Source organism: Bacillus songklensis (genome assembly GCF_042649685.1).
GTDB lineage: Bacteria > Bacillota > Bacilli > Bacillales > Bacillaceae_H > Bacillus_BA > Bacillus_BA songklensis.
Map to the genome: position 1 here is coordinate 67,246 of NZ_JBHRZT010000007.1, position 14,665 is coordinate 81,910.

At 41.8% G+C, this 14,665-nt stretch carries 12 protein-coding genes and 1 pseudogene; all 13 read right to left on the reverse strand.

Features of this window, described 5'->3' with window-relative positions:
- Positions 1-54: 54 nt before the first annotated feature.
- Positions 55-1,524: an aldehyde dehydrogenase family protein gene (locus ACFOU2_RS00890; protein ID WP_377911699.1), complete on the reverse strand. Its 1,470-nt coding sequence runs from the start codon at positions 1,522-1,524 to the stop codon at positions 55-57.
- A gap of 186 nt (positions 1,525-1,710) precedes the next feature.
- A complete protein-coding gene (gene dacB / locus ACFOU2_RS00895) occupies positions 1,711-3,216 on the reverse strand; it encodes a D-alanyl-D-alanine carboxypeptidase/D-alanyl-D-alanine endopeptidase (protein WP_377911367.1) in 1,506 nt (501 codons plus the stop codon).
- Positions 3,217-3,433: 217 nt separating this feature from the next.
- Positions 3,434-3,943: a YfiT family bacillithiol transferase gene (locus ACFOU2_RS00900; protein WP_377911369.1), complete on the reverse strand. Its 510-nt coding sequence runs from the start codon at positions 3,941-3,943 to the stop codon at positions 3,434-3,436.
- Between the two features lie 278 nt (positions 3,944-4,221).
- Positions 4,222-4,404 (reverse strand): hypothetical protein, encoded by a 183-nt coding sequence (locus ACFOU2_RS00905; protein ID WP_377911371.1) that lies wholly within the window; start codon positions 4,402-4,404, stop codon positions 4,222-4,224.
- Positions 4,405-4,647: 243 nt separating this feature from the next.
- Positions 4,648-5,424, reverse strand: a complete 777-nt coding sequence (locus ACFOU2_RS00910) for an SDR family oxidoreductase (protein WP_377911373.1) — start codon at positions 5,422-5,424, stop codon at positions 4,648-4,650.
- 517 nt (positions 5,425-5,941) lie between these two features.
- A complete protein-coding gene (nfsA, locus tag ACFOU2_RS00915; protein ID WP_377911375.1) occupies positions 5,942-6,691 on the reverse strand; it encodes an oxygen-insensitive NADPH nitroreductase in 750 nt (249 codons plus the stop codon).
- A gap of 436 nt (positions 6,692-7,127) precedes the next feature.
- On the reverse strand, positions 7,128-8,270 hold the full coding sequence (locus ACFOU2_RS00920) for a toxic anion resistance protein (protein WP_377911377.1): 1,143 nt from the start codon (positions 8,268-8,270) through the stop codon (positions 7,128-7,130).
- A 62-nt stretch (positions 8,271-8,332) separates the two neighbouring features.
- Positions 8,333-8,995, reverse strand: a complete 663-nt coding sequence (locus ACFOU2_RS00925; RefSeq protein WP_377911379.1) for a 5-bromo-4-chloroindolyl phosphate hydrolysis family protein — start codon at positions 8,993-8,995, stop codon at positions 8,333-8,335.
- 295 nt (positions 8,996-9,290) lie between these two features.
- Positions 9,291-11,177, reverse strand: coding sequence for a PTS fructose transporter subunit IIABC (locus tag ACFOU2_RS00930; protein ID WP_377911381.1), 1,887 nt, complete (start codon positions 11,175-11,177; stop codon positions 9,291-9,293).
- Between the two features lie 12 nt (positions 11,178-11,189).
- Positions 11,190-12,101 (reverse strand): 1-phosphofructokinase, encoded by a 912-nt coding sequence (gene pfkB, locus ACFOU2_RS00935; protein WP_377911383.1) that lies wholly within the window; start codon positions 12,099-12,101, stop codon positions 11,190-11,192.
- Positions 12,098-12,850, reverse strand: coding sequence for a DeoR/GlpR family DNA-binding transcription regulator (locus ACFOU2_RS00940; RefSeq protein ID WP_377911385.1), 753 nt, complete (start codon positions 12,848-12,850; stop codon positions 12,098-12,100). Before ACFOU2_RS00940 ends, pfkB begins: the two co-directional genes overlap by 4 nt.
- 310 nt (positions 12,851-13,160) lie before the next feature.
- On the reverse strand, positions 13,161-13,334 hold the full coding sequence (locus tag ACFOU2_RS00945) for a hypothetical protein (protein ID WP_377911387.1): 174 nt from the start codon (positions 13,332-13,334) through the stop codon (positions 13,161-13,163).
- A gap of 113 nt (positions 13,335-13,447) precedes the next feature.
- Positions 13,448-14,360: pseudogene (locus ACFOU2_RS00950) on the reverse strand (MFS transporter).
- Positions 14,361-14,665 lie beyond the last annotated feature (305 nt).

The window sequence follows — 14,665 nt, forward strand, 5'->3', positions numbered from 1 at the left end:
TTCCATTATACACGTCTCTTCCCTTATTGAAATCCTCAATTTTAAAGAAAGAACTTAGTCCATATTCACCCAGACACTCTTCACTTCTGTATAGTTTTCTAAAGCATAGCTTCCCATTTCACGGCCGATACCGGACTGTTTGTAGCCTCCGAACGGGCTCGCCGCGTCAAATGCGTTATAGCAGTTCACCCAAACCGTACCTGCTTTAATGCGGTGCGCAAGGTAATGGGCTTTCTTGATATCCTGCGTCCAAACACCCGCTGCTAAACCGTAATCAGAGTCATTTGCTTTTTTAACAAGATCGTCTAAATCATCAAACGGCATTGCCGCTACAACCGGACCGAAAATCTCTTCTTTCGCGATGGTCATGGAATGATTCACATCGGCAAACACCGTTGGAGCAACGAAATATCCTTTGTCATACGGAATTGTGCCTCCTGCCAATACTTCAGCACCTTCTTCCACACCTTTATCAATATAGCTTTTTACGCGTTTTTGCTGTTCGGCTGAAATTAATGGACCCATTGTTGTTTCTTTCAATAAACCGTTGCCTTGGTTGATTGTTTGTGTAAGGGATACTAAATCCGCTACCACATTGTCATACATGTTCTTTTGAACATATAAGCGGCTTCCTGCGCAGCATACTTGTCCTTGGTTGAACATGATTCCCATTAATGCACCAGGTACAGCTTTTGAAAGGTCCGCATCCGGTAAAATGATGTTCGGTGATTTACCGCCAAGCTCAAGTGTAACGCGTTTTAGCGACTCACTCGCCTGCTTCATGATGTATTTACCGACAGCCGTTGAACCTGTGAACGCAATTTTATCGACTAACGGATGATCTACAAGCGGCGCACCTGCCGTTTTACCATAACCAGGTACAACGTTCACCACCCCTTTTGGGAATCCTGCTTCTTCCATTAATTTCGCTAAATATAAAGAAGAAAGAGGTGTTTGTTCAGCCGGTTTTAATACGACTGTACAACCTGTCGCCAATGCGGCACCTAATTTCCAAGCAGCCATTAATAAAGGGAAGTTCCAGGGGATAATTTGTCCAACCACCCCGACTGCTTCATGACGTGTATAATTGAAATAGTTTCCTTGAACCGGAATCGTTTGTCCGACAATTTTTGTCGCCCAGCCTGCAAAATAGCGGAAATGCTCGATCGCAAGAGGAACATCGGCGTTGGATGTTTCACGAATTGGCTTTCCGTTATCTAATGTTTCAAGCTGTGCTAATTCTAATTTATGTTCTTCCATTAAATCAGCTAATTTATAAATAAGACGGCTCTTTTCTGCTGTCCCCATTTTTGACCATGGTCCATCATCAAATGCTTCCCTTGCCGCTTTTACAGCTAAATCAATATCTTCCGGACCCGCCTCCGCTACGTCCGCCAGCTTTTCACCAGTTGCAGGATTGACAGTTTCAAACGTTTTACCAGAAACGGAGTCCACCCATTCTCCATTTATGTACAGTTTTTTTACACCATTTAAAAACTCTACTAATCTAGGACTTAATTCCATTCCTTTTGTACTTACGTTTTGCATTTACTTCGCTCCTATCCTATCAATTTATGGAACCGCTTACATCAAACATTCTACCATTTTTGTACAATTTTGAAAACTGTTTTTTTGTTAAGGTTTTGTTACAATAAAAAAACAGCCAGATTATTTCTCGGAAAATTCTGACCGCTTTTTCTGTTTATCTTCCTATTTTGATTGCTTTGGTTTGTATTCAGCTAATGCGATGGCTATTTTATCTTCAATGTCTTTTAAGTCGTCGCTCAAGAAATTGTTAAGGACGATAGAGAAAATCAATTCTTGACCGCCTTGTGTCTTCACATAGCCTGATAGAGATGATGAGCCGGTAACACTTCCTGTTTTCGCTTTTACATTCCCTTCAGCGGCTGTACCCTTCATACGATTGCGAAGCGTACCTCCTGCTAATCGGTCGCTGGCTCCGGCTACAGGAAAAGAGTGCAGATAGATAGGATACCAATCCTCTTGTTGGACTTCAAACAGCAATTTAGAAAGTTCATTGGCCGGCACATTGCTTACATGCGAGATACCCGAGCCGTCACGAAGGCGCACAGTATCCACATTCACCCCGATACTTCTTAAGTAATCCCGGACCACTTCAAGCCCCTTTTCCCAACTTCCTTCATTATGTACTACCCTTCCCATTTCTTTGACAAGGATTTCTGCAATCGTATTGTTGCTAAACTTCATATAAGGAACAAGGATGCCAGACAGGGGCATGGATTCCTTTGTATAAAGCAGCTCGGCATTCTGAGGTGCCGCTCCATATGCATGATCATTGCCCTTAACTTTAATTCCTTCTTTTTTAAGCGAATTCCTGAATAAGTCGAGCGCATAGCCTGTTGGTTCCGAAAGCGTAATCCATTCGCGGGCGCGTATACTTTTAGCCGGGATCATCCCCTCTACGATCACATTATTCGTTCCATGCTCACGGGTAATCGTGATATCACGCGGACCTGCTTCTTCGACCGTTGTCGTATGATTCACCATCTTAGGATAATCCGTTTGTGGAGTTAATTTAATATCGGCAGGCTGGCCTACTTTTGTTGGATATGCCTCCACAATGACCGTTCCGGCGTCAAAGTCTTCATTGGGAGAGGCTGTTAGAGCAGAAATTTGGGCTCCGTAGTAATAGGGCTCATCGTTCCACATTATGTCCTCAGAAAGCCTCACGTCATTATACCAAGTATCATCAGCTACGAGATTTCCTTCCACCTCTTTTATACCTAAACGCTTTAACTCTTTCGCCAGCTCATCAAAGTCCTGCTCTAAAAGAGTAGGATCTCCTTTTCCTTTTAAATAGAGGTTTCCTTGAAGGGTTTTTCCTTTCATTGCTCCATCACTCAACAATTCTGTCTTAAACGTATAGTTTGGCCCCAGCGTCTCAAGAGCGGCAGCCCCCGTCAACAGCTTCATGTTGGATGCGACTTTTAACCGCATATCGCCTAAACGGCTTAAAACAACATCCCCGCTTTTGGCATCTCGAATACTAACCGAGCTAATGGCACCATCCAGGCGCTCATCCGTTAAAATTTGATTGATTTGATGTTCAAGTCCCGCATACTCATCCGATGCTTGAACCCCGGAGATATCCGCTGCTTGAAACGGCATGGTTACCAAGGTCAGAATCAATAATACACCCAGCCATTGCTTTCTTTTCATCGCATTGCTAAACATATACTACCCCCTTTAAAAAATTGGTGGACCATCTTCATTCCAACTAAAAATTTGAGAAATTTTAACGAAACGGAAATCATTGTAAAAAATCAACCAAAAATCTTGTTCTTTTTTAAAGTTAAGAGCTAAAAGCATCATAAAATGTTTCTCTTATGCCTGGATATGGTATAAAATATAAAACCTGCCCTATAAATGAAGGAACAGGTTCTTAATCGTATTAATTCGCATTTACGATATGTGCGGTATGATGTTTTCCATGCCACGCATATAACGCTGTCAATGTGTATAAATCCAGCTCTTTTTCCATTCCCGGATGATAAACAGCTTTCGTGAACTCGCCTTCTTCTAAACTTTCTAGTAATAAGGCCCAGCGCTTTTGCAGGCCATCCAATAATGAAAGGGATAATTCAATCGGCGCTTCTTGAGCTTCTTTCGTAACAGCCCAGTCATTTTCTTCAAACGGTTTGATCGTTGGTGTTTCTTCTGTCAACGCAAGCTTTGTGCGAATAAAAGCGTTCATATGGGCATCCGCCAAATGATGCACAACTTGACGAATCGTCCAACCGCCTTCCCGATAAGGACTATCCAGCTGTTCTTGGGTTAGCCCGTGCACCGCTTCCCGCAGCTTTTCGGGCAGCCCCTTAATATCGGCAATTAAGCTTTTTAACTCTTTCTCATTTTTTTCTTCAGGCATTTGAAACGTTCCAATCGGATAGCGCTTATCCATATTATTTCTCCCCCTTGACTTTATAAAACCACCATTATTTTACATATAGGACATCAAAACCGTCTAATAATTTGCTCATATTCCTGTTACAACAAGCGGGCCAAATGCAATAAAACATCCTGCCTGCCTCCTGGCCTCCTCAACAAAAAAAGAAAATGCCCTATGTCTAGAGCAGTTTCTCATTACTTTCACTAAATTTTTTCAATGTACCCATAAACAAATATCATACCGAACGTCTAAATTACACCGGCAATCTCTATCCTAAAAGAAAATTCTTCTTATTCCTCTTTTGCCCCATCTTCTACAACCACTCGCAATTCTTTATAAAATAACTCATCATTGCACGTCATTTTTTCATCATGGTTCACAATCTCTTGGAGTTCTCCCGTATCGCCTTTTGCATTGATCATTTCGAGCAACTGTGTCATATCCTCCGTATGAGGCGTTTCTTGTTCTTTCATCATTACCCCTCCTTTACCCTTTTATCATCTCCAAGAGAAAAAGGTTTTACCCTTATCGCCAAGCACCTCCCGAAGGCAAAAAGGAGAGAAGCAATGGCCGAACATTTCCTCCGCTTCATGAACAGTCCAAAACAAAAAGGCCGGATTTTTTACTAATATTCTTAAATCTAATGAAAGGATGTTAGCAAAGTTCCCAGGTGACTCAAAGCATGTTCTTTATACTTCGAGTCACTTTCGTAAATTTCATCTTCGAAAACCGCCTTCTGAGTGGATGATTTGCCCTGTTATCCACTCCGCTTCATCCGAAGCTAAGAAGGCAATTAAGCGTGCCGTATCTTCAGGTTGACCAATTCTCCCAAACGGAAAACGCGGCAATAATTCCTTTTTAAGTTGATCATTGATCCAGCCGCTGTCAGTCGGCCCCGGATTCACCGCGTTGACGGTAATCCCTTTATGAGCCACAGCTGCTGAGAGCGTATAAGTTAAAGTTTCAATCGCACCTTTTGTGATCGCGTAGGAAATCTCACCTGTCATCGGACCTAATGATTGCCCGGACGTTAGATTAATGATGCGCCCGCCTATTTGTTCTTGAAATTGCTTGGCGAACCGCGAAGACAAAAGCGTCGTTGCCCGTAAATTAATGAAATAATGGGCATCCAGGCTTTCGGCCGTTATATCTTCAAAGCTATCATCCCTTGAATAACAGGCATTATTAATCAAAATATGAGGATTTCCCAAACGCTCTTTAACCGTACTTAACAACGCAGATGCTGCTTGAGGGTCGGATAAATCCAATTCCATATGATCACATCGAACTCCAAATTGTCCGATGTGATTTTTCAGAGTATGAGGCTCTTCTTTTTTCGCCTCGATATTGGTACCTTGATGATAATCGCTCCAATAAGTAAAAAAGATATCCGCCCCTTGTTTTGCCAGCTCTTTACAGATTGCCGCTCCAATTCCCTGTAAACGTAATACACCTGTTACAATGGCTGTTTTTCCGTACAGTTTATTGCCCATAAAATGTTCCCCCAAATGGAATTTTTCGCCAAACCCTATCTTTAAACAACATTCACTACTTCATTGCCACCACTTCCTCTCGTGATGCTTTTTATAAAACATTTTCTATGTCTCGTTCTATACTTTAGAGGAAACTCTATATATGTAATTAAAATGATCATATCTTCCACAGTACTTTTATTAAAGAGGATATGCCCGTTCCACGTCAATGAAAAAATGTAAATTAATTCCACAGTCCATATATGTTCCTTATCACCATCCACAAAAAAAAGAATCTTTCCATTTAACGAAAGATCCTTTTTACAAAGCCTCCCAGGAATCATTCTGGAGATTACACAGTCATTAATGATTCACGGTCGTCTCTATTGTCGTTGACATCTGTCGCATTTCGCACATTGAAATTATCTACACTACTAAAACTGTATATTATAGAAGGCTGTTCAAAATGGATGTTATAAAAGAGCTTTTCCTCGTTGCAAAAAAACACGCTGACCAGATAAGAAGTCAGCGTGTTGTTCTATCTTTTATTAAGCCCCTGTTTCTCAACAAATTGTTTCATGTACATCCTCGTCGGGTTTGACAGCATACCGGCCATTTGTCCAGTCCACGTATCTTTTCTCTCCCCGCCTGTTCGCTGTACATAATAATCTTGAATGATTTTGTTATATTCCTCCAACTGTGCCCGCAGGCGATTCTTATCTTGTTCATAGGTCTCTTCATGATAGATATGCTCAAAAGGAAGTCTTGGCTTCTTTCCAGATTCATGAAGAGGATAGCCCACCGTCATGCCAAATAACGGGACGACTCGTTTTGGGATCTGCAGCAATTGGGATACTTCCTCCAAGTGGTTGCGCAAACCCCCGATGTAGCAGATGCCCAGTCCCATTGACTCTGCCGCAACCGCTGTATTTTGGGCTGCCAGCGCCGCATCAATGACGGCGACCATAAATTTTTCCGTACTTTCAATGGAAGCTGTAATATCTCTACCTTCCATTTCTCCCAACATGTCATGGCGAAATAAATCGGCACAAAACACGAATAAATGTCCGTTTGTTTCGACATAAGGCTGATTTCCCGCCAGCTCAGCAAGCTTTCTCTTTTTTTCTTTATCTTTCACTCCGATAATTGAATAAGCTTGGATATAGCTTGAAGTAGAAGCAGCTTGGGCACACTCTACCAACGTACGTATTTGTTCATCCGTAAGCGGCCGGTCTTCATATTTGCGGATTGAACGGTGGTTCAATAATGTTTCGATCACTTGATTCATCATATATCCCTCCCATAATCATCGTACCTGCTTTTGAATGTCATTTCACGTATATTGACTTCTTATCATTTTGGTTCTCCCCCATTCGTTTTGTATCACATAGCCTGAGGACGAGTTTTCATATACACCGTTTAGTATTGCCTTTTTTATTTTTCGCTTATCACAAAACATTCATTGATAAATCAATCATGGAACAAAAATACTTTTTATCATTTTCCGAAAGGATACTCCCACTTCAAGGAATGTGCAGGGTGTAGCCCAATGAGTAAGTGGGAGATGAATTTCGGTAGGCGTTAGCTAAGTGGGAGTAGTTCAAAGCTTTGGTAAATCAACAATAGGCTTTACACCAGTTAATAAAAAGAAGGGGGTGACTCAAAAAGGAAAAAATCACCCCTTTTGAGTCACCCCGGCCCCTTCTTTCACTCTAGAATATCCCTTATTTCATATTAAGCAGTCTCGTTTTCAGTTCCTGCTCCATATCAAGCAATTCACGTTCTGCTTCCTGACGTTTCGCGCGTCCATCCTGCTGGATTTGCAGCACTTCCTCCAACGTACCCAGCAAGCTTTCCTGCGTTCGTTTTAATGTTTCAATATCTACGATACCCCGCTCATTCTCTTTTGCGACTTCAATCGTATTTTGCTTGAGCATATCGGCATTTCGCGTCAACAATTCATTCGTTGTTTTGGACACTTGGCGCTGTGCCTCCATCGCTTTTTGCTGACGAAGCAGCGTTAATGCGATGACGACCTGATTTTTCCAAAGTGGAATAGCTGTTAAGATTGAGCTTTGAATCTTTTCAACAAGCGTTTGATTCACCTCTTGAATCAGGCGAATTTGCGGGGCGCTTTGAATGGCGATTTGCCGGCTTAACTTCAGGTCATGGACCCGCTTTTCTAACCGGTTGATAAAGTGATTCGCATCATTTACTTCCTGTATCGCTAAATAGTCATTCGTATTAGACGCTTTTTGTTGCAGAGCCGGCAACGTTTCAGTTTGTAGTGCTTCCAGCTTGTATTCAGCCGCAGCGATGTAAATATTTAATGCATCGTAAAATTGTTTATTTTTCTCATATAGTTTATCCAGCATCATTAAATCACGCATAAGCAGTTGACGGGAGCCTTCTAATCTATCTGCAATTTTATCAATCTCCACATTGATGCTTTGGTATTTCGAAAAAATTCCTTGCACGGGCTTTGACAGGGAAGAAAACAAACGGCCAACGACGCCTTTTCTCTTTTTTGAGAAGTCTTCCGGATTTACTTGGTTAATTTTAAACATCAGCTCTGAAATAACTTCCCCAATCGGCCCCGTGTCTTTTTTCTGAATATGATTCAGCACAGAATGCGAAAACTGAGATAGCTCTGATTGGGCCGCTACCCCATACTGTAAAATTGCTTGCTGATTTTTATAGTCGATTTGCTCGGCCACCTTCATCGCTTTTTCTCGATGCTCAGGCGTTAACAGTTCATAGGTTGCTTTCGGTTTTGGAGCCGTTTGGGCGGAGAAGGATGGCTGCGCTTTATCGGCAAAAGGATCTAACAACAATTCATCCAAATAATCTTTTCTTGCTTCACTCATTTTCTGACAACTCCCTTTATCCACTTCTAACAGGAATTCCCCATACTGGTGGAAGTTTCACCTTATATGCCTTTATGCTTCACATTCTCTGATGAATTTGGCATCATTTGCTTTTCATCTTGAAATAACTGCTTCAGCATTTTCTGTTCAATCTCAAGGCTCATGACATCACTCGATAATGTACTCAACAGTAACCGATTATAGTTACTGGCCATTTCATCCATTAACAACTCCGTTTGGCGAAGCGATTCTTTTAACTCCGTGTTTATGACCGGCTGCTTAGTCAAAAATGTATAGCGATCTGCAAGCGTGACCGTTGCCGGCAAATGCTGTGTAAAGAAAGCTTGTACTTCTCGATATCGTGCAGGCTCATCTTCCACGATTTTGATGATGCCTTTTGCCAGCTTATACAGTTGGGAGATTTTCATCCATCCCGTAACGGATCGCACTTTGAACCGACATCCTCCAATCAACGCTAATTTCTTGCGTGCTTCTTTGACTTGATGCTTCACATATGCCGTCTCTTCCCGATAAGGATCGACCGTTCTCGCCCGCTTCCACAAAAATCTTATGACGACGAAAAATAGCGTCACAGACGGGATTCCGATTCCTATAAAAAAAGACGTCAGTAACGGTAAGTCCAGCAAGAAAACCGAAACAGGCATGGATACTAACCCGACAAAGCCGCTAAACAGCAATAAAAGCAATGTGCGAATGATTTTCATATATTCTTCACTCCGATTTGTTCTTTACATTAAATGGTACCACATTTTGTCTTTACAATCATTTTTCAGCAACCCCATTTAAACATATTCCTTCTGTAACCTGTAATTGATTATACGAATGATGCTTTAGAAAAGTTTCAATTGTGAATGATTTGTAAAAACTTCATCTGCAAAAAAAGCGGGCTCTCCCCGCTATCGGTTCATCTTCTTTCGTTTCACTCCATGTTCTTTCAAGTGATCCCTTAACTTTTGTAAATAATGAAACAGCCGCTGTTTGTCACAGCGGCTGCAATACTTATTCGTTTACAGGTTTTTTCAAGAATCCCACTAAAAGAGCGGTAACAATAGAACCAATTAAAATCGCTAAAATATAAAGAAGCGGGTTTCCTTTCACTACCGGAATGACAAATACTCCGCCATGTGGCGCCGGAAGACCAATTCCAAACATCATTGTTAGCGCTCCCGCTACTGCAGAACCGACGACGGTTGCAGGAATAACACGTCCAGGATCTGCTGCCGCAAACGGGATTGCACCTTCTGTAATAAAGGACGCTCCCATGAAATAACACGTTTTTCCCGCTTCTTTTTCCGCTTTTGTAAACTTATTTTTAAAGATAGTGGTTGCGATGGCTAAACCTAACGGCGGAACCATCCCTCCCGCCATGATGGCTGCATGCGGTGCAAAGTTGCCTGCATCAATCATCGCAATTCCGAATGTAAACGCTGCTTTATTGATAGGTCCTCCCATATCAATTGCCATCATCCCACCAAGAATTAGACCTAAAAGAACTAAGTTTCCTGTTCCCATTCCTTTTAACCAGGAAGTTAATCCTTCATTCAACGCCTTTACCGGATCAATAACAATATACAACATGATTAAACCCGTTAACAAAATACCGAAAAACGGATAAAGAAGAACAGGTTTAATGCCTTCAAGTGACTGCGGAAGTCCACTGAACACTTTTTTCAACCCTACTACAAGATAGCCTGCCAAGAAACCGGCAATTAAACCGCCTAAAAATCCTGCGCCGCCAGTTGCTGCTATAAATCCGCCGACCATACCGGGTGCAAAACCTGGACGGTCTGCGATACTCATGGCAATGAATCCTGCTAAAACCGGAATCATCAATCCGAACGCATTGGTTCCGCCGATTGTCATTAACGCTTCGGCAATCGGATGATGTGATGGATCATTTGGATCAAATGCTTTAATCCCAAACATAAAGGAAATAGCAATCAATATCCCGCCACCCACAACGAATGGCAACATATTGGAAACACCGTTCATCAAATGTTTATAAAATCCTGAACGCTTGTCTCCTGATGTTCCGTTTTGCCCGTTACCGCTTTGGGAGTTACCTGACCCTTGATACACAGGGGCCTCCTGTTTTAACGCTCGTTCAATCAGATTTTGTGATTTGCGAATTCCATCTGCTACAGGAACTTGAATGACATGCTTCCCTTTGAAACGCTCCATTTCTACTTGCTTGTCAGCAGCCACAATAATAGCCGTAGCATGTTCAATTTCTTCAGGTGTTAAAGCATTTTTTACTCCCGTTGAACCGTTTGTTTCAACTTTGATATCTACACCCATTTCTTTTGCCTTCGCTTTTAACGCATCAGCAGCCATGTACGTATGGGCGATTCCTGTCGGGCAGGCCGTGACGGCTAAAACTTTTCCTTTGGCGCTTGGCTCTGCCTCTACTTGTTCTTGTTCTTCCTCTTCATCTTTATCCCGGGCATCAATAAGTGACAATACATCATCTGCCGTTTCAGCTTCCATCAGCTGCTTACGGAAGGCAGGATCCATCAATAGGCTGGAAAGGCGTGATAATGTTTCAAGATGGGTATTGTTCGCTCCTTCAGGTGCCGCAATCATGAAAAACAAGTGACTTGGCTGTCCGTCAAGTGACTCATAATCAACTCCTGCTTGTGAACGGCCAAACGCGATTGCAGGTGTTTTAACCGCTTTTGTTTTAGCATGAGGAATGGCAATTCCCTCGCCGATTCCAGTTGTGCTTTGGGCTTCACGTGCCAAAATGGCTTTCTTGAATTCGTCTCGACCAGCAAGTCTGCCTGCTGAATCCAATGTATCGACTAACTCGTCTATCACTGCTTCTTTTGAAGAAGAAGATAAGTTCAAAACGATAGTTTCTCTCTTTAAAAGATCTGTAATTCTCATGTTCTCTCCCCCTTAGATTTCCACAAGTTCGATTTGCGGAAGCAGCTCCTCCACTTGTTCTTTTTTGCATAGCTCAAGTGAAAAGGCAGTTGCACTTCCAGATGCAACACCATAGCGAAAGGCGTTTTGTACGTCACCTGTTTGGACATATGCTGCCAAAAAGCCGCCAACGACCGAATCACCGGCGCCAACCGAATTCTTCACTTCTCCTTTCGGGACATTTGCATGAAGCGACAGCTCCTTGCTAAATAAAAGCGCCCCTTTTCCCGCCAGTGAGACAATGACATGCTGCGCCCCCATCTCAACAAGACGTTTTCCATATGGAACGGCATCTTCTACCGTTTCAATTGTTACACCAAACAGTTCCCCTAACTCATGATGATTCGGTTTGATGAGAAACGGGCGGTACGGCAGAACATTCATTAATACGTCCCCTGTGGCATCCACTACTACTTTTGCACCCTTTTTACCGCCGATTTGGGCCATTGTTTCGTAAATCGTGGAAGGAACGGATTTTGGAATGCTTCCTGCTAAAACTAGAATATCTTCTGAAGTCAGTTGTTCTACCCTTTGCATCAGCTTTGATAAATCTTGTGTATGAATGGTCGGGCCTTGCCCGTTAATTTCTGTTTCTTGTCCAGTCTTTAGTTTAATGTTAATGCGCGTATCACCTTCCACCTTGACAAAGTCAACATCGATACCGCTCGCTTTTAAACAATCATTCACATATTTTCCGGTGTAGCCTCCAATAAATCCAAGTGCCTTACTATTTACTCCGAGCCGATGGAGAACCTGGGAAACGTTAATTCCCTTTCCTCCGGGAAATTTGGCGTCCCTTTCAATTCGATTCAGTCCGCCAAGCTCAAAAGAATCAACTTCCACAATATAGTCGATAGATGGATTTAATGTCATCGTATAAATCATTTTGTCACAACCTTTATTGAAGTGTTTGTTTCGAAAGTTCTTAATAAGTCTTCATCTATTTCGTTTGTTAAAATAGTAGCCTCATGCAAATCTCCGACTTTTGCAAAGGAAATTTCGTTGAATTTCGAATCATCCGCCAGCACATATGCTTCACGCGATAAGCGAATGGCTGTTTGTTTGATTAATGCCTCTTCAGGATCCGGAGTCGTGTAACCGTAAGTTGTATGAATGCCGTTCACACCCATAAAGCATTTATCAAAGCGGTAATTTTCAAGACTGATAAGAGCCCCTCTTCCTATCATCGCTCTCGTTTTATTCTTGATTTCCCCGCCTACTAAATACGTTTTGATCCCCTTTTCAAGTAAGGCATCAAGATGATGAAGGCCGTTTGTTACCACGACAATATCTTTGCCTTCCAAATAATGTATCATTTGAAATACCGTCGTTCCGGCATCTAAATATATACAATCGCCATCTTCTATAAAGCTTGCAGCAAATTGGGCGATTTCTATTTTTTCTTGAAGGTTTTTGGCGGATTTTTCAACAATGCTCGGCTCGGATAATTTCCCTTGCAGCCTTGCCGCTCCACCATGAACACGTTTTAAAAACTTTGATTGCTCTAATTGTATTAAATCACGTCTAATCGTTGATTCAGACGAGTTAGTCAAGTCGATTAAATCTTGTATTTTTACAATTTCTTGTTCTTTTAATAATTTAAGGATTAAGCGATGTCTTTCTGGTGTTAACATCACTTTCACCTCCTCTATGAATCTCTGTATTCATATAATAGTGTAACCCCTTCCAGAAATCAATCATTTTCTTTCAAAAACAATCAAAAATTTTCAATATCGTTCATTATTCTATTTTTCCTACTATTTTTCCGAAAATAATTTATTGATAAGATAAAAGGGGTGTCGAACTGATGATGACCGTTCAGCATGACCATCATAAAAAAGGCTGCAACCATAAACTATTAAACAAGTTATGGTTACAACCTGGTGGAACGCCCCTTAACGTTTATTAGTGGACACTCGTGCCGATTTCATTCAAAGCTTCTTGTCATAAGAAATTGAGTAAGGGGTCTCCCTTTTCGCCCAACTTTCCTTCTACAGCATCTTCATAAAGCTGTTCGAGCCATTTCAGTTCTGTCTCCGCGTGCATGATGACTCCTACAATAATATACATTTTCCCTGCATTCTCCTGTTTATGTTTTGTATCGTACAGTTTTTTCATCTTTTCAAGAAAACTCCTCGATTCTTTTTCTTAAAATTTCAAGCATTTTTTCGGCTTCTCCATACGAATTCAAAGCACCGGGATTTTTTTCACCAGTGCTTTGTTCAAAAGTTTTATGATTTTGCTGCCATAGCTGGTTCTTCTTTTTTCACTTCCACACGGTCATTGCCCATAAAAAAATGGCAATAGCCGCCAATACAATGGGAATTAAGGCCAGCATAAAGGCAAACGTAATTGATGCAGACATCGCGTCAACGATTTTATCAAGAACAAACGGCGGGATTTTCGTGCGTTCACTTGCTTCAAAAATGCCCCGAGGGTCCCCGATAGAAGCCATGCCGCCTTGAGCTCCCCGCATTCCCTTAAATCCTTCTTCTAATTCTCTTGTAAATACTTAGATTGTTCCAAAAATCGTAACTCCAAGTGTCATGCCCAAAGAACGGAAGAATGAATTTGTCGGGTTGGCCGATCCCCTAAAGCGCGGGCGATTAAGAATAAAGACAGCAGGCCAAGCGGAACATTCACGTAAAAGATCCAATGCCAGCTAATATACTCGGTAATGTACGCTCCTAACAATGGACCAAGTACACTTGCTGTCCCAAATACCGCTCCTAACAAACCTGTCATTTTCCCTCGCTTTTCCGGCGGGAAAACGTCAAATACAATCGTAAAGGCAATTGGCATCAAGGCACCGCCGCCAATTCCCTGAATGGCACGGTACAGACTTAGCTGAATAATATTCTGTGCGGTACCGCACAAAATTGATCCAATTAAAAAGACGACAAGGCCAGACATGTAAAATCGTTTACGGCCGTACATGTCAGACAGCTTACCGAAAATCGGCATTCCGGCCATAACTGCGACCATGTAGGCAGAAGTCACCCAGACGAACTTATCCAATCCCCCGAGATCTGCCACAATTGTCCCCATGGCTGTGGCTACAATCGTGTTATCCATCGCAGCCATCAAAATACCCAGCAAGAGACCGGCCACTACTACTTTCAAATTACTTTCTTTACTGACCATTCATGTGCTCCTCTCATGTCACCAGCTTCTTTTAATTATAAAAAATCATTACACAAACTATTATATTTAAATTTGGGTAGTTTACAAAAAACCACTCCATTTTCATCTTTTTCCATTACAAACAAATCTCTCTTTCATTTTTTGGCTTTTTAAGCTACTTACAGTTTTTCTGTCTTTACATCTTGAATAGGCTGAAAAGGTGAAAATCTGACATGGCTGCTTTTGGCCATGTCGGATTTTCAATGTGGATTTATATAGTTTCTACTAAAAAGAGGAGACTCACAAAGTATCTCTTTTCTACTTTT